The organism is Microcoleus sp. N3A4, assembly GCF_036701805.1.
Classification (GTDB): domain Bacteria; phylum Cyanobacteriota; class Cyanobacteriia; order Cyanobacteriales; family Microcoleaceae; genus Microcoleus.
The window spans coordinates 82,663-106,766 of the sequence record NZ_JAUBRJ010000013.1; the positions used below are offsets into that span (position 1 = coordinate 82,663).

Annotated in this window: 11 protein-coding genes, 1 pseudogene and 1 riboswitch; of the genes and pseudogenes, 2 read left to right on the forward strand and 10 right to left on the reverse strand. The window is 47.1% G+C overall.

The window, feature by feature from the left end; translation table 11 throughout:
• Positions 1-31 precede the first annotated feature (31 nt).
• Positions 32-6,787, forward strand: a pseudogene (locus QUA56_RS10370) (CHAT domain-containing protein); the annotation flags it as partial.
• Between the two features lie 652 nt (positions 6,788-7,439).
• Here the strand turns inward: QUA56_RS10370 and QUA56_RS10375 are convergent.
• From QUA56_RS10375 to QUA56_RS10390, 4 genes are all read right to left on the reverse strand, one after another.
• Entirely contained in the window at positions 7,440-7,868 is a 429-nt protein-coding gene (locus QUA56_RS10375; protein ID WP_333356743.1) for a hypothetical protein, read from the reverse strand.
• Between the two features lie 472 nt (positions 7,869-8,340).
• The gene (gene ligA, locus QUA56_RS10380; protein WP_333356746.1) at positions 8,341-10,548 is read right to left on the reverse strand and encodes an NAD-dependent DNA ligase LigA; all 2,208 of its coding nucleotides are present in this window, start codon (positions 10,546-10,548) and stop codon (positions 8,341-8,343) included.
• Positions 10,549-10,663: 115 nt separating this feature from the next.
• The gene (locus QUA56_RS10385; protein ID WP_333356749.1) at positions 10,664-11,728 is read right to left on the reverse strand and encodes a vWA domain-containing protein; all 1,065 of its coding nucleotides are present in this window, start codon (positions 11,726-11,728) and stop codon (positions 10,664-10,666) included.
• A 137-nt stretch (positions 11,729-11,865) separates the two neighbouring features.
• Positions 11,866-12,846 carry an Npun_R2479 family HD domain-containing metalloprotein gene (locus tag QUA56_RS10390; protein ID WP_333356751.1) on the reverse strand — a complete coding sequence of 327 codons (981 nt, stop codon included), beginning with the start codon at positions 12,844-12,846 and terminating at the stop codon, positions 11,866-11,868.
• A gap of 424 nt (positions 12,847-13,270) precedes the next feature.
• On the opposite strand from QUA56_RS10390, the gene QUA56_RS10395 reads away from it, so the two are divergent.
• A complete protein-coding gene (locus QUA56_RS10395; protein ID WP_333356754.1) occupies positions 13,271-15,010 on the forward strand; it encodes an alpha/beta hydrolase in 1,740 nt (579 codons plus the stop codon).
• Positions 15,011-15,056: 46 nt separating this feature from the next.
• Here QUA56_RS10395 and uca read toward each other — a convergent pair whose 3' ends face one another.
• From uca to QUA56_RS10425, 6 genes are all read right to left on the reverse strand, one after another.
• Positions 15,057-18,674, reverse strand: a complete 3,618-nt coding sequence (gene uca / locus QUA56_RS10400; protein WP_333356756.1) for an urea carboxylase — start codon at positions 18,672-18,674, stop codon at positions 15,057-15,059.
• Positions 18,675-19,081: 407 nt separating this feature from the next.
• Entirely contained in the window at positions 19,082-19,723 is a 642-nt protein-coding gene (locus tag QUA56_RS10405; RefSeq protein ID WP_333356759.1) for an urea amidolyase associated protein UAAP2, read from the reverse strand.
• Positions 19,724-19,800: 77 nt separating this feature from the next.
• Entirely contained in the window at positions 19,801-20,529 is a 729-nt protein-coding gene (locus QUA56_RS10410; RefSeq protein ID WP_333356762.1) for an urea amidolyase associated protein UAAP1, read from the reverse strand.
• 293 nt (positions 20,530-20,822) lie between these two features.
• A complete protein-coding gene (locus tag QUA56_RS10415; RefSeq protein ID WP_333356765.1) occupies positions 20,823-21,599 on the reverse strand; it encodes an ABC transporter ATP-binding protein in 777 nt (258 codons plus the stop codon).
• A 169-nt stretch (positions 21,600-21,768) separates the two neighbouring features.
• A complete protein-coding gene (locus QUA56_RS10420; RefSeq protein WP_333356836.1) occupies positions 21,769-22,620 on the reverse strand; it encodes an ABC transporter permease in 852 nt (283 codons plus the stop codon).
• Between the two features lie 116 nt (positions 22,621-22,736).
• Complete coding sequence (locus QUA56_RS10425; RefSeq protein ID WP_333356767.1) at positions 22,737-23,804, reverse strand: ABC transporter substrate-binding protein; 1,068 nt, start codon at positions 23,802-23,804, stop codon at positions 22,737-22,739.
• A gap of 142 nt (positions 23,805-23,946) precedes the next feature.
• Positions 23,947-24,098, reverse strand: a riboswitch (guanidine-I (ykkC/yxkD leader).
• Positions 24,099-24,104: the final 6 nt, after the last annotated feature.

The following is a 24,104-nucleotide window of genomic DNA, read 5'->3' on the forward strand; positions in this document are numbered from 1 at the left end:
TAACTCCAATAACATCGGCAGCGATTTGACTGTGGATGGGACTACTGGTGATGTGACATTCAACGGTGCAGTTGGGAATTTAAGTGCGATCGGCAATTTAACAGCTAATTCTACAGGCACAACCGCATTTAATCAAACAGTCAATGCCGCGAGTTTGACTACAGATGCTGGCGGCACAACTACACTCAATGGCGATGTCAAGACAATCGGCCCTCAAACCTACGGAGATGCTGTCACAATTGCCAAAAATCCGACTCTCACAGGCAACGGCATTACTTTCAACAATACTGTTAACTCCAATAACATCGGCAGCGATTTGACTGTGGATGGGACTACTGGTGATGTGACATTCAACGGTGCAGTTGGGAGTTCAAAGGCGAGCGGCAATTTAACAGTTAACTCTACAGGAACAACTGCATTTAATCAAACAGTCAATGCCGCGAGTTTGACGACAGATGCTGGCGGCACAACTACACTCAATGGCGATGTCAAGACAATCGGCGCTCAAACCTACGGAGATGCTGTGACAATTGCCAACAATCCGACTCTCACAGGTAGCGACGTTACTTTCAATAATACTGTGGACGGCAGTAGCGATTTGACTGCGAACGCAGTGAGCGGTAATGTTACATTTAATGGTGCAGTTGGCAATACCACAGCATTAGGAAATATTACCGCTAACTCTACAGGCACAACTGCATTTAATCAAACAGTCAATGCCGCGAGTTTGACTACAGATGCTGGCGGCACAACTCAAGTCAAGGGAAATGTGACAACCACCGGCTCTCAAACTTATGGAGATGCAGTGACAATTGCCAACAATCCGATTCTTTCAGGTGACAGCATTACTTTAGACAATACTGTAGACGGTACCAGCGATTTGACTGTGAAGGCGAGTAGCGGTAATGTGACATTTAACGGTGCAGTTGGTGCTGCAAAGGCGATCGGCAATTTAACAGTTAACTCTACAGGCACAACTGCATTTAATCAAACAGTCAATGCCGCGAGTTTGACGACAGATGCTGGCGGCACAACTACACTCAAGGGAAATGTGACAACCACCGGCTCTCAAACCTACGGAGATGCAGTGACAATTGCCAACAATCCGATTCTCTCCGGCAGCGACATTACTTTCAATAATACTGTAGACGGCAGTAGCGATTTGACGGCGAAGGCGGTTAGCGGTAATGTGACATTTAACGGTGCAGTTGGTGCTGCAAGTACGATCGGCAATTTAACAGTTAACTCTACAGGCACAACCGCATTTAATCAAACAGTCAATGCCGCGAGTTTGACTACAGATGCTGGCGGCACAACTCAAGTCAAGGGAAATGTGACAACCACCGGCTCTCAAACTTATGGCGATGCAGTGACAATTGCCAACAATCCGATTCTTTCCGGCAGCGACATTACTTTAGACAATACTGTAGACGGTACCAGCGATTTGACTGTGAAGGCGAGTAGCGGTAATGTGACATTTAACGGTGCAGTTGGTGCTGCAAAGGCGATCGGCAATTTAACAGCTAACTCTACAGGAACAACCGCATTTAATCAAACAGTCAATGCCGCGAGTTTGACTACAGATGCTGGCGGCACAACTCAAGTAAATGGCAATGTGACAACCACCGGCTCTCAAACCTACGGAGATGCAGTGACAATTGCCAACAATCCGATTCTTTCAGGTGACAGCATTACTTTAGACAATACAGTGAACGGTAGCAGCGATTTGACTGTGAAGGCGGTTAGCGGTAATGTGACATTTAATGGTGCAGTTGGTGCTGCAAGTCCGATCGGCAATTTAACAGCTAATTCTACAGGAACAACCGCATTTAATCAAACAGTCAATGCCGCGAGTTTGACTACAGATATTGGCGGCACAACTCAAGTCAAGGGAAATGTGACAACCACCGGCAGTCAAACTTATGGCGATGCAGTGACAATTGCCAACAATCCGATTCTCTCCGGCAGCGACATTACTTTCAATAATACTGTAGACGGTACCAGCGATTTGACTGTGAAGGCGAGTAGCGGTAATGTGACATTTAACGGTGCAGTTGGTGCTGCAAGTCCGATCGGCAATTTAACAGTTAACTCTACAGGAACAACTGCATTTAATCAAACAGTCAATGCCGCGAGTTTGACTACAGATATTGGCGGCACAACTCAAGTCAAGGGAAATGTGACAACCACCGGCAGTCAAACTTATGGCGATGCAGTGACAATTGCCAACAATCCGATTCTTTCAGGTGACAGCATTACTTTAGACAATACTGTAGACGGTACCAGCGATTTGACTGTGAAGGCGGTTAGCGGTAATGTGACATTTAACGGTGCAGTTGGGAATTTAAGTGCGATCGGCAATTTAACAGCTAATTCTACAGGAACAACCGCATTTAATCAAACAGTCAATGCCGCGAGTTTGACTACAGATGCTGGCGGCACAACTCAAGTCAAGGGAAATGTGACAACCACCGGCAGTCAAACTTATGGCGATGCAGTGACAATTGCCAACAATCCGATTCTCTCCGGCAGCGACATTACTTTCAATAATACTGTAGACGGTACCAGCGATTTAACTGTGAAGGCGAGTAGCGGTAATGTGACATTTAACGGTGCAGTTGGTGCTGCAAGTCCGATCGGCAATTTAACAGTTAACTCTACAGGAACAACTGCATTTAATCAAACAGTCAATGCCGCGAGTTTGACGACAGATGCTGGCGGCACAACTCAAGTCAAGGGAAATGTGACAACCACCGGCAGTCAAACCTACGGAGATGCAGTGACAATTGCCAACAATCCGATTCTTTCAGGTGACAGCATTACTTTTAACGATACAGTGAACGGTAGCAGCGATTTGACTGTGAAAGCGGCTAGCGGTAATATTACCTTCACAAGTGCGATCGGCGAAACAACTCCTCTCACTAATTTAACTGCCAACAGCAAGATATCTTTAGGCGGCAATGTCACTACAACCGGCAGTCAAACTTATGCAGATGCTGTCACTGTTGCCAAAAACTCGGTTCTTTCAGGCAGCGACATTACTTTCGATAATACTGTAGACGTAGCTGGCAATCTCGGTATTGCGGCTGATAATGTCAATCTCAAAGGAACTGTAACAACCACCAATGACGGCACGCTCACAATTGCCAATAAGGTAAATCTCAATATTGAGAAAAACCTGAACTTAGACGGTGCATTTATTCAAAATGGCGGGGGAACTGTTGCGGTTAGCGGAAATATCACCACAACTAATGATAACATTAGTTTTAGCGGTCCGGTGACATTAAAAGCTCCTGTAAACTTTACACTCGGAGATGCAACTATTGCTTTCGGCTCTAGTTTATCGGCAGGTAGTAACCCCCTGACTTTAACGGCAGGTGAAATTGATTTTTCTGGGAATGTTTCGGGTACTGGCGCGCTAACGCTGCAACCCGCAACAGCCGGACAAAATATTGTTGTTGGCGGAACTGATAACAATACTAGCGCTTTAGATTTGACGGCATCGGAACTTAATTTGATTCAAAATGGATTTAGCTCGATCGCGATCGGGCGATCGGATAGCAGCGCCAATATTAGTATTCCCTCTAATCTCACATTTTTAGACCCAGTAAATATTCAAACGGGAACTGGTACGATCGCACTTGATGGCATTCTTACCGGCAATGACAACAGCAGCATTGCTCTCAACGCTTCCAAAATTAATTTAAATTATGGCATCAATACCAATAAAAATCCGATCGCTCTCAACGGCACTGTTACACTCGGCAACGATATTAATCTCAGTACCGGCGGCGGAGATATTAAGATAACTGGTGCGATCGACGGCGGTCATTTGTTGGGCTTAGATGCCGCGAATGGTAATGTGCTGCTGCAAGGAAATATCGGAGAAACAACGCCATTGTCTGTTTTGAACGTTACTGCATCGAATGCGGAATTTATCGGCAATGTTAAAAGCAATTCTGGTTTTAATGTTACGGCTTTAACTACTAAATTAGGCGGTAATGTTACGACGAATAACGGCAACATTAATATTAGCAATGCTTTGGTTTTGACAAAGGATGCGGTATTTAGTACCGCAGGGGGAAATATTGCTTTGGGTGCGATCGACAGTGACAGCATTAATGCCCGCAACTTAACTCTAGCCTCCGGTAGCGGCAGCATAACTTTCAACGGTGCGGTGGGGGCCACGAGCAAGTTAGGAAATCTGGCGATCGACAATGCTGGCAATGTGACAGGAAACTCGACAATTAACGCGCAACAATTGACCGCACTAAACGCGGAAAAAGTCAACTTATCGGGAGATGTCACCGCAGGCAAAGTCGATATTACTGCCAAGGGCGATATAAGTGTTAAAAATATTACTACTAATGGCGGAGAAATTCTATTTACAAGCGGTAACAATTTCACAGCAGGCAATTTGAATACATCGGGAGACAGTGGCGGCAACATAACTGTTAAGGCGATAACTTCAATTAGGGCGGGACAAATTAACTCTAGCGGTATAGTCGGAAATGCCGGCAATGTGTTCTTAGATCCGATCGGCGATATTCAAGTAGAGTTTATCAATGCCCAAGGCGGCACTAGCGGCACCGGCGGCGATGTCACAGCAATAACAGGCAATTTTTTCCGCGCTACGGGTGCTTTTTCAACACCTTTTTCGCCGACGGGATTTGCTAGCATTTCTACTGCTGGCGGCACAGGTAGCGGAAATATCGCAATTACACACGCTGGGGGAGATGGAGGGACGCCGATTCAACCGTTTGTGGTGGGGGATGCTGCTAGCAACGGTACGGCGGGTGCAATTACAACGGGACAATCTAGCATTACATCGCAGTCGTTTCCGCGTTCTAATAGTGTTGGTAATATTGCGTTTTCGACTGACGACGGCATTGACCAGACGCCAACGCCAACTCCGACTCCAGTTGTCACTCCCACTCCGACTCCAAGTGAAACTCCCACTCCAGTTGTCACTCCCACTCCGACTCCAAGTGAAACTCCCACTCCAATAGTCACTCCCACTCCTACTCCGAGTGTCACTCCGACTCCAGTTGTCACTCCCACTCCGACTCCGAGTGTCACTCCGACTCCAATAGTCACTCCCACTCCTACTCCGAGTGTCACTCCGACTCCGGTAGTAACTCCGACTCCGACTCCGAGTGAAACTCCGACTCCGACTCCAAGTGAAACTCCCACTCCAGTTGTCACTCCCACTCCGATCGCCAGGGAGCCAATAGAGTTAGTATCAGAATTAACTGCGATCGCTCCTACGGAAATACAAGAGCCCGCACCTGTGACAGCACCAGCATCGCCCACAGCAGCAGCCGCATCCGCATCGAAACCAGAATCCTCAACCGTTGATTCAGAAGACTTTCAACGCCCCAGAATTCCACCGCTAGACAATCCTGGCGGTGTAGCAAATCGAGTTTTAACCATCGATAGAAGTATCACCAGTAAATTACCCCCCGGCATCGTAGAACCACCCTCACCAGAATCAGAACAACCGCCAACAGTCAACCCTACTTCTAATTTAGTTCTGGGATATGTTCCGTCTCCCGATCGACTTTTTGAAGGTAACGACATACAGGAAACACTCTGGGGAATCGAAGAAATCAGGAATCAAGAATTTGGAGAATACCTGGGGGTAAAAGCCCAACTCCCAGACCAAAAAGTCATGATTGCGACCTTCCAACAAACTTTAAAAAATATCGAACAGCAAACTGGCAAGCGGTCTGGTATTATCTATATAATTTCGCGAGAAGATCGACTGGAACTAATTTTAGTTCCTCCCGTGGGGCGGCCAATTCACTACAGCGTTCCAGAAGCCAACAGAGCAGCTTTATTCCCCGCCGTCAAGGAGTTGCGGAATGAAATCACCAATCCCGCAAAACGCGGTACTACCACTTATCTAGCCTCCGCCCAGCAATTATATAAATGGGCGATCGCACCTCTAGAAAAAGACTTGCAAAACTTAGGAATTCAGACTTTGTTGCTGTCAGTCGATCCGGGATTGCGGAGCCTGCCATTTGCCGCTTTGCACGACGGTAAAGGCTTCTTGATTGAAAAATACAGTTTTAGTCTAATTCCGAGTTTCAGCTTGACTGATAGCGATTATAAAGCAGTTAGAGACGCAACAGTGCTAGCAATGGGAAGGTCAGAATTTGTGGATAAAAAACCGTTGCCCAGTGTGCCGATCGAATTGCAGGCGATTTCGGCTCAGTGGCACGGGCCATCTTTTCTCAATTCCACTTTCACTTTAGATAATCTCAATTCGGAACACGCCAAGGGAGGATTTCGGATCGTTCACCTAGCCACCCACGCTGAATTCCAACCGGGAAAACCGAGCAATTCTTACATTCAACTGTGGAATTACCAATTGCAGCTCGATCGCATGGAGAGTTTGAATTGGCGCAATCCGCAGGTAGACTTGTTAGTATTGAGTGCTTGTAGAACTGCTGTGGGCGATCGGGAAGCAGAGTTGGGTTTTGGAGGTTTAGCAGTAAAATCCGGCGCGAAATCTGCTTTAGGGAGTTTGTGGTATGTTGACGATGGAGGCACTTTGGGGCTGATGAGCGAATTTTACCACCAGTTGCGAGGAGCCACAACTAAAGCAGAAACTCTGCAACTTGCTCAACAGGCGATGATTGCTCGTAAAGTTCGGCTCGAAAACGGGCAGTTAGTGACAACAGCGGGCAACTTGAATTTACCGACTAACATACAACAACAAAACCAAGATTTTTCTCATCCTTACTACTGGAGCAGTTTCACCCTAATTGGAAGTCCTTGGTAAGCTGCCATACTTTAGCTCGTTTCCGTTGGCATCGGAATCATAATTTTCCCATTGCAGTGCGATCGTCCCGCTCGCTATGGAGAACTCGCGAGTGGAACGCTAGTTCTCACTACGAAGAGGTTTGATAAGCTGTCGCGCATTTAAATTGTATATTCAGGGCGGGCGAGACGCCCACCCCACAAAAGTTTGATTGTTTTTTAACATACAATTTAAATGCCGCCACAGCTTATCAAATCCGGTAGCATCGGAATTTTATTACCCACAATCAGGACACGGCAGTGCCCTTGGACTACAATTAATCGGGGTAGTCCAAGGGCACTGCCGTGTCCTGCGTTTATATCATTCCGGTGTTACCGGAATTGATATGATGAGGGAGCATCCCATTTTTGCTTTCTGATCGTGGACGGTTGCATCAGAATAATATATTTGGATGATATAGCGAGACGCTCGCACTCCTAAAAAACGCTTTTTACCCAATTGGGATGCTCCCTTTGATGATGGTTATTATGGGCAATTAATTAAAAAATTTTAGATTTTAAATAGAACCCCACAGATGAATCTGGGGGCTTGAACTAACGTCCAAACTTTTTTTTTCACCGCGACTCCTGTCGGGGATTGTATCCGTCTTTCGGTCAGATCGAGTCAAAAATTATTAGAAACCAGCAGCAGCCCTGGGCCCAAGCTGTTTCAAATTAGGTGTCGCAGTTCCGTAATTGACTCGACAGCCGATATTGAACAAACTCGAACTGCACTCAAGAGGGACAATCTGCTGATCGAGGAGGGCGCTGCAACTGACATACTCGTCGTTATTAGTATCTCTTACCATACATTCGATCGCTCTAGCACCCGATCGATCCGCCCAACTCTTCATACCTGCCACTGCAATCATATGCTGCCAGTAGAAAGCAAATAGCAAAACTCCCAAAAGTACAGCAACGGCTAATCCTGCTTTCAACTTCCAACTATTTAGGACGTTTCCCAAACTATTTTTCACGTTTTCCACTCCCGAAATTGAGCTTTCGGTAGTTATTTCTGGAGTTGTCAAGTTTGTTTGTGTTTTTTCTGCTGGAATTTCCGACATAATGTATCTCCTATGATTGCTGGGATTTGGCTAAGCTGGCAGTTGCGATCGCTATTGCAAACTTTATCAAATTTTAGCAAAACTAGCCTGTACCGACAACCGATTCCCGCGCCACCGCTAGCGAAGTAAGTATATTGACGAAGTGCGATCCTCTTCGAGGGCTTCGCTAACGCGATTTCTATGCCTTTTGAGGTATTGCGTAATTCGCGATCGATATTTTGCATCTAGGGCAATAGAATTGTTGGCGAGGTTTTTTGAAAACGGCCCAAGTGAATCAGCTTTTTTTGCGAACTTTTTTTGCGAACCGCAGAGGCCGCAGAGGGCGCAGAGAAAGAGCAAACAGAGATACAGCCTATTCCAGGTTTATGAAGTGTAGGGACACGGCAATGCCGTGTCCCTACGGGAATCGAACGATAGGCGGGTGTACTTCTATAAACGTGGAATCTGCCATATATTGACTTTCACCAATCATTTATGGTTTCGATAGCAGTTCCAATAACTCAGCTTCCGAAAGTAGTTCGATCCCCAAAGATTGAGCCTTTTCCAACTTAGAACCCGCATCTTCTCCCACAACCACATAATCTGTTTTAGCACTGACAGAACTTGTGACTTTACCTCCAGCTTTTTGAATCAAATCTTTAGCTTCATCTCGTTTCAGAGCGGGCAAAGTTCCGGTAAGCACAAAAGTTTTGCCTGCAAATTGTAAATTTGTGCTGGCTAAATTTTGATTTTTCCCTTCTGACTGCAATTGCAAGCCCGCAGTTTTCAACCGTGCAATTAAACTTTGATTTGCCGGAACTCGAAACCACTGATAAACAGCTTGAGCAATTTCAGGGCCGATGCCGTAAACGCCCTCAATCGATGCCGCCGATACCGCTGCTAACTCTTCCACATTTGCAAACCTTTCTGTCAGCAATTGAGCGTTGACTGTGCCGACGTGCCGGATGCCTAAGCCGTAAAGTACCCGCGAATAAGGTTGATTTTTCGATTGGGCGATCGCACTTACCAACTTTTCTGCTAACTTCTTACCCATGCGTTCCAAACTCATCAATCTTTCCGCAGTCAAATCGTACAAATCCGCCGCAGAATTGAGCAGATTGCTATCAACCATCTGCTGCACCAACTTTTCCCCAACACCGTTAATATCCAGAGCATCCCGGCTGCAAAAATGAATCAGCGAACCCCTCAAAATCGCCGGACAAGATGTATTGATGCAGCGAGTAACGGCCTCCCCCTTTTCCCGAACCACAGGCTGTTCGCATTCGGGACAGCAGCTAGGCATTTGGAAAAGTTGAGCATTTTGAGGGCGAAGTTCCGGCAAAACTCGCACAACTTCTGGTATAATTTCCCCAGCTTTTCTGACAATTACAGTATCGCCAATGTGGAGGTTCAGATCGGAAAGTCGATCGCTGTTGTGGAGAGAAGCCCGCGAAACCGTCGTCCCCGCCAACTGCACCGGTTTCAGTTCCGCTACAGGCGTCAGAGCCCCGGTTCTCCCTACTTGTACGGTGACTGCTTCCACAATTGTAGGCACTTCGGCCGCGGGATACTTCAGTGCGATCGCCCAACGCGGAAACCTCTGAGTAAAACCCAATTGTTTTTGCAGCAAAACCGAATTAATCTTAACAACAACCCCATCGGTCATGTAAGGCAAATTTCGCCGTTCAGTATCCCAATATTCGTAATACTCCCGAACCTCATCCAAAGCATAGCAAATTTTGCGATTGGGATTCACCTTAAACCCCATTCTTCGCAACAATTCCAACGAATCCCACTGCGTGTTCTCCTCGTTACCCTCATCTAAATGCAGAGTATAAGCAAAGAAATCCAACCTGCGCTTATCCACAATTTTAGAATCCAACTGCCGCAGCGTACCCGCAGCAGCATTGCGAGGATTAGCAAACAATTGTTCCCCCGCTTTTTCCCGTTCGCGATTAATTTCCTCAAACACAGCTAAAGACAAAAAAGCCTCTCCCCGCACTTCCACAACAGGCGGCGGATTATCTAAATTGAGCTTTAAAGGAATCGAACGAATAGTCTTGACATTTTGAGTGATTTCCTCTCCGGCAATGCCGTCTCCCCGCGTCGCACCGCGAACTAAAATTCCATTTTCATAGGTTAATGCTAAAGCAGAACCGTCAATTTTTAACTCGCAAACGTAGGAAACCCCCCCCAACCCCCCCTTGCTAAGGGGGGGAGTAATTTCCCTGTTTTCCTGATTGCTAATCGAAGATGTTATTCCCTCTTGTCCCCCCCCTTGATAAGGGGGGGTTAGGGGGGGTGCATTTCCCTCTTGACCGGGGGTTAGGGAGGGTGCTACCCTTTGCCAGCGTTCCTGCCATTTAGCAAATTCCTCAAAATTAAAAGCATTTTCCAAACTGTAGAGAGGAATATTGTGCTTGACGCTAAAAAATTGAGTAGCCGGCTTTTCTCCCACCCGCTGAGTCGGACTTTCGGCAGTAATCAATTCAGGATAATCTGATTCTAACTCTTGCAACTCTCGATAAAGGCGATCGTACACCTCATCTGGTATAATCGGCGGAGCGTCAAGTATCCGGTCATAAAATTGGGATAGACTGACGTATTGGGAACGATTACCATCGAGAACATAATAAGCATAGCTAGCTTCCTGTAGCTGCTGCCTCAATTGTTTAACTCGCTGCTGAATTTCGGGTTGCATATTAATTTAAAAGTGTATATTTTCTAACCGCAGATGCGTAGGACAAACAAAAACTATAGAGATTTTAGCATGATCTCTGCCGCTCTGCGGTTGTTGTTTGGACATTTAAGATCGATTAACGATCCCAATCTTCAACTTCATAAAGGAAACGAGTTCCCCCCATCAGCTTGCGATTTGCCGAGGTACTTTGCACAAAAACCGCATACTTTTCTAGATTGCTGGGTTTGATGCGAACTGTCTCGCCCATTGGCAAACCCAACATTTCTCGCGCCGCTTCTCCTTCAAACAAATCCCCTGTCGAACGTTCCATCAGCACAATTTCTTTCTTACCTTGGATAGTTTCTGTTTTAGTAAACTCATAAAACCCGCGCCCGGTTTTAAAAGTCAAACCATTCTCCAGAACAAAAGCTTTAATTGAAATCTCGCTGTCTACTTCTAGAATCTGAAATCTCCCCGGTTTTACGGCTCGCAATTCTGCTGATTCGTAAACAGCAGCGCCTTCCCGCTTGAGCATGGTATCAAACATCTTGTTTAATCCGCGACTCATGCGACCTTGACTGACAACTTCTTGTTCGTAAGCTTGTAGTTGTTCGTTAGATGACTGTTGGTAACAAACGGCTAAAAAGAAATCTGTGATGTATGAAAATTGGTCAAGATTGAGGTGAAAACCGCCCGACTTTTCGGCTATTTCTTTGTAAAATAAAGTGGCGTGGTTGCGGTTGAGAGCTTGGATGCCGTAAACGGTAATTCCCATCTGTGCTAACTTATCTACTTCCTGACGCCAGTTAAGTTTTTGAGGAGTTTGAGCGGGTGCGTGCGGGATGTCGTCGCCAATTAGTACCAATGTTTTGGAATTAGTTGGAGTCCAAGAAAGTGACTGAGCTTCGTGCAAGACTAATTCATAACATTCTGGAGCATCGCCACCGCCAGTTGGCTCTACATTTTCAACAAAATTGCAAATCGTGCCGACATCGCCCGACAAATCGAGGTGTTTAGTTACGTAAGTGCTGTCAGCGTCGCAATAGTCCCCGTGAGCAATAATGCCAATGCGAATGCCAGGAATTTCATCGAGCAGTCTCGTTACCGTCTCTTTAATTTTCCGACGAACTTGCGTCAAGCAAGGGTACATACTGCCAGTTGTATCAAAGCTAAAAACGACTTCAATGTTGTTGGTTGCCATGACCTAACTCTCCTTAACAAACACCGATTTATTAGCTATATTATAGCTCAAAAAAAAACGATTCAGCAACTAGGTTAAAAAAAAATATCCTAATTCTGGCTCGCTTGATTTGGTTCAGCATAAGGCTGGTTAACTCATCACAAATTCAAGTCAAAAAACTCGCTAAATTTCTTGTTGTCCCCGGACATGGAAGGTTGAAGATTGTCACTATCTTTTTCGCCGTTCAAGTTGCCATTGGCGCGGGATTTGATGAATTCTTGAGCGTTTGTCTTGTTGAAAGCGATCGGTTCAGCGTGTTCAACTTGAAACACGTTAGCGTAGAGGTTGGCAATAATCTGTTTGCCTCCCTGGGTTAATTCCAAGTAGTTCAAAGCTGCTGGGATATAGGGAAAAACTCCGTTCCAATAAAACTTGGCGTAATTTTGGCGCAAATCTCCCGGAGACTTGTAGCCCAAGATTTTATTAGTGCCGACTTCCTCAAATTCGTAGAACAGGGCACTTATTTTTCGCAGGTAATTGGGGTCGCTCAACTGACCGATCAAATCGGCGGCCCGGGCAAGTCCAGAATAATTGTTTCTGTCTTGATGAGTTTCGCTAGCAGGAACTGGGAAGCGAGTCAATTCAATATTGCGCTTGATTTGTTCGGCATCAATTAATGTGTGACCGCCGAAGCGTTCGTCAATTACGAGTTTTCCTCGATCGACATGATAAGGAGTTAAACTGGCAGAAGTGGCGCCGATCGCCACAGAAACCATGTTCCCGTCAATACCCGTAGCGTAGAGTCCGACAGCTTCTTGGTCTTGGCGGCAAACACCTTTGACGTAGCCGATATCGTGGCACAGCAGCGAGATCAGGTAGTGCAGCCAATCTTCCGGCGACACTCCCCCTTCGCGAATATGCTTGCCCCGGAGAATCTCTTGTCCCACCAAGGCCACCAGCATTGTGTGTTCCACATTGTGGTACAGAGCATCGCAGTTAGCGATATTTTCCAGAGCCATAGTCCCTGCCCAGGCGATAATTTCAGGGTAGTCAGGCTTGTACTTGCCGTAGGTGCGGCGGTAGCCGGCCTGCAGCTCTTGCACAAAAGCGTCAATCAGGATAGCAGTTGCATTGAACATGATAAATTCTCTCACTCAGACTGTAGTTACAAACTCGTCGATCGAAAATATCTTGCATAGCTGAAAAAATAATCAATGGGCGTGACCGTAGGTGTGACCCCTCACCCAAAGACGGATACAACCCCCGGCTTAAGTCGTGGATACTCCCAAAATTTTAGACCATAGTTCAAGCTCCCAGATTCATCTGCCCTTGTAAATCTAAAATCTAAAATCTAAAATCTAAAATCGACTGACCCCTCGGCGTTGAATTTTAAATTTCAGCTAGCCTTGTCAAATCAGAAAATTACTTTTAGGCTATGCTTCCCACGATAACCTAATTTCCGAAGCATCCGAAGCAACAGATCGATTTTTGGGCATTAAATATTGGCGAAACAATTTACATCGTTTCACCGACTAATAATTAGAAGTCCTAGGTGTGAAAGTTATGAACTGTCTGTTTCCGAGTCTCTCCACTGCTGCCATTCGCACTCGGCGGTCGATCGCCCCAAGATACCTAGGATGGTTTGCATTCACGGCTGTTTGCACCGCCGCACCAGCTTGGGGAGCAGAACGAATTTACGTAACTTACGGGCCGCTAGAAGAATCAGTTCCCATCGAATCCCTGGCACTCTTCGCCAAAGAAGGCAAAATAGACTCGAACTTGGACGGCTTCGCTCAGTACGTCAAAAAAGCACAGCTAGCGGAGATTCGCAGCGCCCTGCAAGCGAAAGCTGAAATCAGCAACGTGACGATCGCCCAATTCCTCTACACGCCTCAAGGAGAAGTGCTGCTGAAACGCTTGGGCCGAGTAATTCAAACCAAAGCTCGGCAGCCCGGATTTTATGCCATCCGAGCCGCCCTGATTTTAGCAGCCTCAGATTCAGAAGGTCTGACAATTCTCAACGTGCTGCGGAAATTCCCCACTTACGGCATCAGGATTGACATCGCCCGCGGCTTGGCCATCGGGAACGAGCTGACATCCCTGATCAACCGTTCCAATCAGGCGATCGCCGGAGTCGCCCGGTTGTCGGAAGCACAAGCAGCCTTAGAACCCGCCATACCGCCCGCCGCTATGCTGCAGCCCCAGCTACCGGGCCCCTATACTTGGAAAAAAACATCGGTAACTCTGACGAGTCCAAATCGCCCTCGCACGTTTGATATGGACATTTACCTGCCGCAGGGCAGCCCGCAACCGGCCCCTGTCGTAGTAATTTCGCACGGTTTAGGTTCCGATCGCATTTCCTTCCAGTATTTAGCCAAACACCTAGCCTCCTACGGCTTTGCCGTCGCCGTCCCCGAACACCCAGGCAGCAACGCCCAACAAATCCAAAACTTAGTAACAGGCAGAGCCAAGGATGTAGCAGAACCAGCAGAATTTGTCAACCGCCCCCTCGACATCAAAGACCTTCTGGATTATTTAACGAAACTTTCTATAACCGATCCGACTTACCAAGGGCAGCTAGACTTGCAGCGAGTGGGCGTCATCGGCCAGTCTTTCGGCGGCTATACGGCTTTAGCATTAGCCGGGGCGGGGATTAATTTTGCACAGCTAGACCAAGATTGCCGGCTCGACGAAAACGACACTTGGAACCTCTCCCTGCTGTTGCAGTGCGGCGCCCGGGGCCTAGAGCGCAACCAGTACAATTTCGGCGACCCGCGCGTCAAAGCTGCGATCGCCGTCAACCCGATCGTCAGCAGCATTCTCGGCGAAACAAACCTCAGCAAAATCCAAATCCCAGTCATGGTAATCGCAGGCAGCGCCGATACCGTCGCCCCCGCTTTGCTCGAACAAATTCAACCGTTCACTTGGCTGACATCGCCCAACAAATATCTGGTGCTGATGAACAACGGGACTCACTTCTCAACGATCGAGGATTCCCCTCAAAGCCTGTTTATACCACCACCAGAGGTCATCGGGCCCGAACCGGCTTTAGCCCGCCGCTACCTCAGCGGACTCAGCCTAGCTTTCATGGAAAGCTATTTGAACAACAAATCAAATTTCCGCCCGTATTTGGAGCCATCCTACGCTTTAAGCATTTCCCGAGACACTCTCGGACTGAGAATTTTGCGATCGCTCACCCCTGAGCAACTCCAGCAGTTCAGCAGTGCTCCACCTCCTCGCAGGCCGGTCTCTCCACCTCCAATCGCTCCACTTTCTCCAGCTCCGGTAGCTCCGGTTCGTTAGGGTGTTATATCAATTCCGGCTGCACCGGAATTGATATGAAGTATTTTTAATGGGGTTGAACCGCCACTAGAATTTGTCCGGCTGTCACCGTTTGCCCTTTTTCACAAAACAACTCGGCCACAGTTCCCGCCACATCAGCAGTAATAGCAATTTCCATTTTCATCGCTTCCAAAATTAACAGGCGATCGCCCTCAGCAACCGCATCTCCAACATTAACCAGCACCTGCCAAACATTCGCCGAAACGTGAGCGACAACGGCTTCGCAGCCGATCGGCAAAGTAACCTCCGCCGCTGTGTCAGAAGCCGCATCCGCCGACGCTTCAGCGGCAGCTTCAGCGTCAAATTCCCCGGATGCGGCCCAGCGATCGCGCTCTGCATTAAATGCGGCCTGCTGCTGCGCTTTAAACTCAGCCGCACTGTTAGCAATAGAATGCAACAACTCATTGTATTCTCTCAAATTAAAAGTGATTTCCTCAACCTTTAATTTAAACTTCCCTTCAATAAATTCTTCCCGACAGCGGTGCAATTCCTCATGAGAAACCGGATAAAATCGGATTTGGTCAAAAAAGCGCAAAAGCCAAGGTTTACCAGACTGGAAATCCGCCGTTTGTTTGAACCGATTCCACATTTGCACCGTGCGGCCGACAAATTGATAACCTCCGGGCCCTTCCATCCCGTAAACGCACAAATACGCGCCGCCAATGCCAACTGCATTTTCAGGAGTCCAAGTGCGGGCGGGATTGTATTTAGTAGTAACCAAACGGTGGCGCGGATCGAGGGGAGTTGCGACGGGCGCGCCTAAATAAACGTCTCCCAAACCCATCACTAAATAGCTAGCATTAAATACAATTTCTCTGACTTGTTCGATGCTGTCAAGCCCGTTTATGCGGCGAATAAACTCAATATTGCTGGGACACCAAGGTGCATCCGATCGCACAGACTGCATATATTTTTGAATCGCCAACAGCGTCGATTCATCTTCCCAAGATAAAGGTAAGTGCACAATTCGCGCCGGCACTTCCAAATCCTCGATCGCCGGAAGTTCCGCCTCCGCCGCAATCAGTGCCTGCATTAGCTGCTGTTGCGAAATCTGGCGGCCCTCAAAGTGAATTTGGAGCGATCGCATTCCCGGCACTAATTCGATAACACCAGGCAACGGATTTGCTTTCAAATGTTCCATCAAGGCGTGCGCCCGAAAACGCAAATTTAAATCCAGCACCAATGGACCGTATTCAACTAGAATATATTTATCCCCAGCTTGACGGTAAGTAACAGCAACCTGTCCCGGAGATTCGGGAATTTCGTGCAAAATTGGAGAGGCGGGAACTGCGGGCAATTCCTCCGCATTTTCCCCAAAAACAGACAAACAAAAAGTAGCAATTTGCAAATTTTGTGCTAATTCCCGCTGCAAAGATTCCGCAAAAGTCAAACAGTGAAAGCGAATGGTGTCCCCCGGTTTCAGTTGTCCGATTTTCCACAATTCCGACTGCACAATAGTAGCAGGACACACAAAACCTCCCAAACTCGGGCCGTCAAGACCGAGAATTACAGGCATATCGCCCGTAAAGTCGATCGTGCCGATCGCGTAAGCATTATCGTGAATGTTAGACGGGTGCAAACCCGCTTCCCCGCCGTCTTGACGCGCCCAGGTGGGCTTCGGGCCGATCAGCCGAATGCCCGTCCGCGTAGAGTTGTAATGCACCTGCCATTCTGTGGAGAAAAACATGGCGATGTCTGACTCAGTAAAGAAATCCGGCGCGCCGTGAGGCCCGTACAAAACGCCAATTTCCCAATTATTGCTGTAGGTAGGAATTAGTTCGGGAGGCAAAGATAATTCCGCTGCCAGAGTTGCAGTTTGATGCAGTTTCAACACATCTCCCGGACGCAGCGTGCGACCCGCGTGTCCGCCAAATTTGCCCAGTACAAAAGTTGATTTGCTGCCCAAATAATCGGGGACATTAAAGCCGTGTTTGACTGCTAAATAAGTGCGGTAGCCGCCGCCTTCAATGGCTTTTAACTTGAGAATGCTGCCAGCTTTTACGGGAATTGCCGTCCAAAACGGCACCGATTCGCCGTTGAGCGTTCCCTTCATAATTGCACCAGTCAAACTGATAACTGTATCGGCATTAAAGCGCAGAGTTGGGCCTGTCGCTGTGAATTCCAATCCTGCTGTCGATTCGGGATTTCCTACTAAACGATTTGCCGATCGAAATGCCAGATGATCCATCGGCCCAGAAGGCGGCACGCCAACATCCCAATAGCCAATCCGCCCCGGATAATCCTGAATGCTGCTGTAGGTTCCCCCATCCAATACATCGATCGTTAAAGGGGCGTATTCAAAAGAGTTTAAAAAGCGCGTGCTCAGTTCGCCCAGGCTGAATCTGGAATCGTCCAAAATCTGGCGGAGGTAATCTAAATTAGTTTCAATTCCCGCTATTTCACTGGCATCTAAAGCAGCTTTTAGTTGAGCGATCGCCTGCGTTCGATTATCCCCGCAAACGATTACTTTAGCTAGCAGCGGATCGTAAAAAGGAGTTACCTCCGTGCCGGTTTCTATCCAACTGTCGCAGCGGACGTTTTCGGGAAACGTAACTTGATTCAGCAACCCGGAACTCGGCTGAAAATTCTTGCCGGCATCTTCCGCATAAATTCGCACCTCAATTGAGTGTCCCTGCGGCCAATAGCGGTACTCTTCCAGGGGGAACAAATCTCCCGAAGCCTGTTTTACCATCCACTCAACGAGGTCGATGTTGTTGACAGCTTCAGTAACGCCGTGTTCGACTTGCAAGCGCGTGTTAACTTCCAAAAAATAAAACTGTTTGGCATCGACATCAAAGACAAATTCAACAGTACCCGCTGACTGGTAATTTACCGCTTTCCCCAACCGCACGGCTGCACCGTACAACTGATTTCGCTGTTCGTCGTTAATAGCAGGGGCGGGGGTTTCTTCAATTACTTTTTGATTGCGCCGCTGCACCGAACAATCTCTCTCGCCCAAGGCTATGACATTTCCTTTGCCATCTCCAAAGATTTGGACTTCTATGTGCCTGGCTGTTTGAATGTATTTCTCTAAAAAAACGCCACTTTGTTTAAAATTGCTTTGACTCAAACGCTGTACTTTTTCAAAGGCTTCTGCCAAATCTCGATCGCCAAAACAAGCCTGCAAACCGATGCCGCCGCCGCCTGCGGTACTTTTGAGCATCACCGGATAGCCGATCGCCCCAGCCGCTTTTTCCGCATCCTCTAAACTTGCTAAAAGTTCGCTTCCGGGAGTTAGCGGCACTTGATTTGCAGCGGCTATTTCCCGCGCGGTGTGCTTCAATCCAAAGCAGCGCAACTGACTCGGAGTCGGGCCGATAAATGCAATATTTTCGCTTGCACAAGCTTCGGCAAATTCAGCATTTTCGCTCAAAAACCCGTAACCCGGATGAATAGCTTGAGCTCCTGTTTCGCGCGCAACTTCGAGAATGCGATCGAACCGCAAATAACTCTCGGCTGCGGCGGCTGCACCGATACAAACCGCTTCGCTGGCGGCGAAAACGTGCTTGGCGCGGGCGTCGGCTTCAGAATATACTGCTACCGAAGCAATTCCGAGGCGATCGAGGGTGCGGATAATTCGGCAGGCAATTTCACCGCGATTTGCAATCAAAACTTTGTTAAACATTTTGGGAATTGTTAATTGTTAATTGGTAATGGGTGTCTCTTTACATCTTGTACTATCTTGAAGAACAGGCAAGATGCCTGTTCCACAAAGAGTGAATTTTCGTGTGGGGTGAGCACGAGAGAAATTGGTGTCAACTTAAGGCTGAAACCCTCCGTATCTCTTGCTGGTAGCCGAGTCTCGATCCCCCTAAATCCCCCTTAATAAGGGGGACTTTGAGTGCTCTTCCCCCTTATTAAGGGGGGCTAGGGCGTGTTTTCAAACTCTTCTGTAGGTTGGGTTAAGCGTAGCGAACCCTCCGTTTCACTTCGCCCAACAAATCTACGAAAAAGGTTGGGTTTCGTTCCTCAACCCAACCTACAATTTAAGGCAATTCAGGGGAGAGAAAACACGCCCTAGCTACGCTACATTTACACCGCATCCCAAACAATCAACTGAATCGGCGTAGGATTGTAAGCATTGCAAGGATTGTTCATTTGCGGGCAGTTAGAAATAGCAACCAGCGCGTTCATTTCGGCCCGCAAATCAACTGTACTTCCCGGATCGGAGATGCCGTCAACAATTTCAAGCGTGCCATCTTCGCTAACCGGAACATTCATAAAGAAGTTGATATTGCTGACTAAATCGCGCTTGGCCAAACCGTAGGGAAGAATTGCGGCGAGGAAATTTTCAACGCAGGCGTGCTGGTATTTTTTATCTAGTCCAAACCGCACTGAGTTGCTCTCGCAGCTACAGGCGCCGCCGGAGGTATCGTGCCGGCCGCAGGAGTCAGCAATTATGGTCATAATGGCTCGCCCTTCGTTAGAAATGAGTTGGCTGTTTGTAGTTACAAAGATGTTGCCTTGATTGACGATCGTATCGGGGGCGCTGTAGCGTTCGGAAGGGTCATCGGCATTGTAAACTAAAAAGTCTACTGCTTGATTTCCGCCTAAATCTACAATTCGGAGAATCTGTCCTTTTTTGATGACGCGAGACCAAGGATATCTGGCGGCTAAAACTTCGTTGTAAATTGCTGTTTCTGGATCTAGGGCTTGTTGGGTAGTTGCAGTCATGGTTCACTTTTTGTGATGGAAGTAAAGAATTTTTCACCGCAGATTGATGCGGACAAGATTGAGTTGTGGAATCGGATTTATTGCAAGAATAAAGCATCGGTGTTGGTGAAGCCGCGCACGGCTTCCGGGTTGGCGGTGCGGCACAAGTCGTTTGGTGCGGGGGCGGGGGATTTCCAAATCTGAATCTGGATGGGTTTTGGATCGTAAATTGAACTCGGATGCAGGATGTGGGGGGTGTTAGAAATAATTGTTAGTACGTTCATTTCGGCTCGCAAATCGATAAAACTACCCGGTTTTTCGCAGCCTTCGCGAAACTCCATCGTGCCGTCTGGTTTGACGGCAATGCGAGTAAATAAGTTGAGGTTGGGCATGATATCTTTTTTGCCTAAACCCCACCGAGTTAGGGCTTTGAGGAAGTTGTCGCGGGAGTTTTTCCAGTCTCCTTCGCCGTATTTTTTGGCATTGCTAATGGCGTTGCTGCATCCTCCTAGCAAATCGTGACAGCCGGAGGTGTCTTGGGTGATAGAAAATAGGATGCGTCCCATGTCTGTGTAGATCACCATGCCTTGTTTGAGAAAGGCGTTGAATTGAATTTTGGCGGTGTCTGCTGCGTTGAAACGTTCGATCGCATTGTCGGCGTTGTAGCACAGCATGGAAACGCCGCGAGAGCCTTCTAAATCGGTGATTCGCAGGGTGTTTCCCCGCTTGATGACTCCCGACCAGTACGCGCCGCCCGGTACGGTTTCTTCGATTAATACGAGGCTTGAATCGATTTGTGAGTTTTTGTCGATCGATAGTTGCACCATAAGTTCCTCTTGATGTATTTAGGTAGGTTAGCAAAACAAAACAATAGTATTTTGTAGCTGCAAAACACGCACTCTCCGAATGTAAAATTTATCTCCACTGAGATATTGAACCATTCTCAAGAACGGGCAAGATGCCCGTTCCACAAAACTCAAATTTATTGTGGAACGGGCATCTTGCCCGTTCCTAAATAGGTAATTGACAATGGTGCAAGATGTTGAGTTTCCACTTACTTAGGTTTGCAGTTGAACTCTTGGCGCAGGCCCAAAAAGTGCAACTACAAACCTATTTTTATTTAAGCAGCCATTGCAACTGCTTCCTGTCCGTGTTTCCGCATCAAATCCATGAGTTCGTCGCGATAATCGTGGAATTTGGCGTGCCGTTTAACGCTGGGAGTGCGATCGGGCAAATTAATCGACATTTCCTTTCTCACTGTACCGGGACGAGCACCCAAAGCATAAATTCGATTGGAAAGAAACACCGCTTCTTCGACATCGTGGGTAATCATAAAGATTGTAATCTGAGTGCGGCGCCACAAATCCAGCATGAATTCGTGCATCGATTCTTTAGTGTGGATATCCAAGGCGCCGAAAGGTTCATCCATTAATAACACTTTAGGTTCAGAAGCGAGGGCGCGGGCGATCGCCACCCGCTGTTTCATCCCGCCCGACAATTCCTTCGGCAGCGACGAAGCAAACTGCGTCAATCCTACCACACTCAAATAATAGCTCGCTTGTTCGCGCCGATCCTTTTTGGACACGCCTTGAAGTTTGAGGCCAAACTCGGCATTTTCCTGCACGTTCATCCAAGGATAAAGAGTGTAATGCTGAAATACCATACCTCGATCGGGCCCAGGCGAAACAACTTCTTTGCCGTCGATTTTAACGAACCCTGTTGTCGGCTTGTCCAATCCCGCAATCTGCCTCAAAAGAGTAGATTTGCCCGAACCGGATGCGCCTACCGCGCAGATAAATTCGCCTTGCTTGATGCTCATATTGATGTCCTTGAGGACAACTAATTTACCGTTTTTTGTTTCAAAGTTTTTGTGCAGGTTGTTGATTTGCAGAAACATGAGTTTATCCTCTGTAATGTAAGTAAAAAATTGATTTTTTCATTCCCAAAATCTGTAAATTTTAGGACTAAGAACGATATCTAGCGTGGGTTTCAATTTTCTTTTACACCACTGCCTTCTTCTTCTTCCTTCTTCCTTCTTCCTTCTTCCTTCTTCCTTCAACATCTGCTTACTGTTTTTGACTTGACCATTTACAAGAAACCCGCAGCAGATATTGAAAAAGCAAGTCAAAAGTCAGTCCGATCGCCCCAATGACAATCAGCCCCACAAAAATTTCATCGGTTCGGAGAAATCGACCTGCGACGCTGATCCGGCGACCTAAGCCTTCGGTTGCAGCAATCAATTCCGAGACGATTACCAATTGCCAAGCCGCAGCTAAGTTGATGCGGCTAGCATCAAGAATTCCCGGCAAAACGTGGGGAAAAATAACTTGAGTGAGGATTTCCCAGCGATTCCCGCCCAACATATAAGTAGCTTCGATCAAGTCTTTTGGAACAAACTTGACTGTATCCATCACCATCAGCGAATTGAAGAAAAAGACGCCGATAAATATCAGGGTAATTTTGGGTTCTTCGCCTATTCCCAAGTAAAGAATTAGCAGGGGAATGAATGCTGGTGCGGGCATATATCGCATCAAGCCGAACATGGGTTCCAGCAAAGCGCGAATACTGGGAAAACTGCCCATCAGCACGCCAATTGGTATGGAAAAAAGCAAGGCGAACAGAAAGCCCACTCCCACCCGCCACAAACTCGCTACTGTGTCTTTCAAAAGTTCGCGAGTGTTCCACAGCCGACCAAATGCTTCTAAAACTTTGCCGGGGGAAGGCAAAAATTTGGGGTCTACGTTAGCGAAGGTTGTTACTAGCCACCACACCAGCAGCGGAAGTGCGATCGATGTGACAGTTAATCCAATATTCAGGGGTTTTGGTATCTCTTCCGCAATCCGCCAGAAAACGGTGGGATTTAGGCTTTTTTGCTTGAGTTGAGATGGGAGGGCTCCGGGATCGGGATTTGGTGGCATCATTTAATTGCAGAAGGGTTGATCGAGGAATTTGATTGATTTTGGGTAATTTTAAAGAGCAATATTTGTGAGAGTTTATTGTGTCTGTAATTTATGAAAGTTTTGCTTTTTGCCTTCTAGCTTCTACCTTCGGAATAAGCTTTGATAAAGCGATCGTCAAATAATTTGCTGATATCTGGTTGGGTTTTTGCTAAATTTACATCTACGAGAAATTTGGTCATTTCTGCCGCCGCAAACTGCAAGGATGTCATGTCATTTCCCGGTTGAAAAGCTTTCAAGTTTTCCTCAACCGTAAATATCTTAGTGCCGTTTTCATATTCTTTGTATTCCTCGACGCTAACTCCGGCGCGGTTTGCTAAAATTTGGTAAGATTTCTCTTTATTTAATTTCATGTATTCCAATGTGGCAAACCATGAATTGACCAGGGATTGCACTCGATCGGGGTGTTCGCCGATAAACTTTCGCGTGAATACTAAATGGTCGGAAATCGCCCCCGGAAAGTCTTTTGAACTAAACAGTTCCTTGCTGTTAGATCGTTTTAATGCCTGCGTGGTAAACGGCGCAAATACTGCCACCGCATCGACTTGCCCTCCGACGAAAGCTGCCGCAGCTTTGCCAGTTTCCAGCGGTACAAATTGAATATCTTGCACTGATAAACCTGCTTTTCTCAGCCCTAACAGTAATAGAAAGTGATCGACTGTACCTTCTTCTGCTGCCACTTTTTTACCTTTCAAATCTGCAACGGAATTGATGCCTTCGGCGACAATAACTTTGTCATTGCCAGTCGAATTGTCGTTGACTAAAACAATTACTTGATCTGCACCGCCTGATATAGAGTTTACTGTATCGCCGAGGGTTTGGCTGTTAGCATCTATCTGTCCTGCTGTGAGGGTGCCGATCGATTCTAAGTAGCCGTCAAACCATTTTAAGTCTACACCAACATTGTTGGCTTCAAATATCTTTTGTTCTTTGGAAATTTGCCAAGGAAACCAGCCGGGCCACGCGCTGAATCCGAGGCGAACTGCGTCAGCACTTACTGAAGAGGTTGCTTCTGTTTCGGTCGTGGTTTTGATATAAATTGCCGGATTGACGCAGCCGATCGCGAAAAACAAGGTGATGAAAAATAGGGCGCAGTAGGATAAGGGCGATCGCATTATTTTTGGGGAGCAATATCGGATATTCATAGCATATTCTGGTTGCTGGTTAAATGTGAATATGTCGATCGAGCTTTTGCACCTTCTCTGGCTTCCTTAGCTCCCGCAAACCCTTGATATACAAGGATAAAGCCCGAGAGCTAACGAACCGAGTCTTGCTGACCGATCGCGTTTCTCCCGGGCTTTTATCCCGCCGTGTAACTGGCTAGTGTTTCCCTCAAATTCAAATATTGAGAGAACCAGTCTGCTTCTCTCGGACCAGCACTCGAACTTTCTAAGCTGAGTTAGAAACTCGTTCAAATCGGAACCCTAGAAGCGATTAATTTTTTT

What these genes read in the sequence shown, in the direction of transcription:
- QUA56_RS10375 (WP_333356743.1), bottom strand. Translation starts at nt 7,868, where the DNA reads ATGTCGGAAATTCCAGCAGAAAAAACACAAACAAACTTGACAACTCCA.
- uca (WP_333356756.1), bottom strand. Translation starts at nt 18,674, where the DNA reads ATGTTTAACAAAGTTTTGATTGCAAATCGCGGTGAAATTGCCTGCCGA.
- QUA56_RS10425 (WP_333356767.1), bottom strand. Translation starts at nt 23,804, where the DNA reads ATGAATATCCGATATTGCTCCCCAAAAATAATGCGATCGCCCTTATCC.
- QUA56_RS10410 (WP_333356762.1), bottom strand. Translation starts at nt 20,529, where the DNA reads ATGGTGCAACTATCGATCGACAAAAACTCACAAATCGATTCAAGCCTC.
- QUA56_RS10405 (WP_333356759.1), bottom strand. Translation starts at nt 19,723, where the DNA reads ATGACTGCAACTACCCAACAAGCCCTAGATCCAGAAACAGCAATTTAC.
- QUA56_RS10420 (WP_333356836.1), bottom strand. Translation starts at nt 22,620, where the DNA reads ATGCCACCAAATCCCGATCCCGGAGCCCTCCCATCTCAACTCAAGCAA.
- QUA56_RS10385 (WP_333356749.1), bottom strand. Translation starts at nt 11,728, where the DNA reads ATGGCAACCAACAACATTGAAGTCGTTTTTAGCTTTGATACAACTGGC.
- QUA56_RS10395 (WP_333356754.1), top strand. Translation starts at nt 13,271, where the DNA reads ATGAACTGTCTGTTTCCGAGTCTCTCCACTGCTGCCATTCGCACTCGG.
- ligA (WP_333356746.1), bottom strand. Translation starts at nt 10,548, where the DNA reads ATGCAACCCGAAATTCAGCAGCGAGTTAAACAATTGAGGCAGCAGCTA.
- QUA56_RS10415 (WP_333356765.1), bottom strand. Translation starts at nt 21,599, where the DNA reads ATGTTTCTGCAAATCAACAACCTGCACAAAAACTTTGAAACAAAAAAC.
- QUA56_RS10390 (WP_333356751.1), bottom strand. Translation starts at nt 12,846, where the DNA reads ATGTTCAATGCAACTGCTATCCTGATTGACGCTTTTGTGCAAGAGCTG.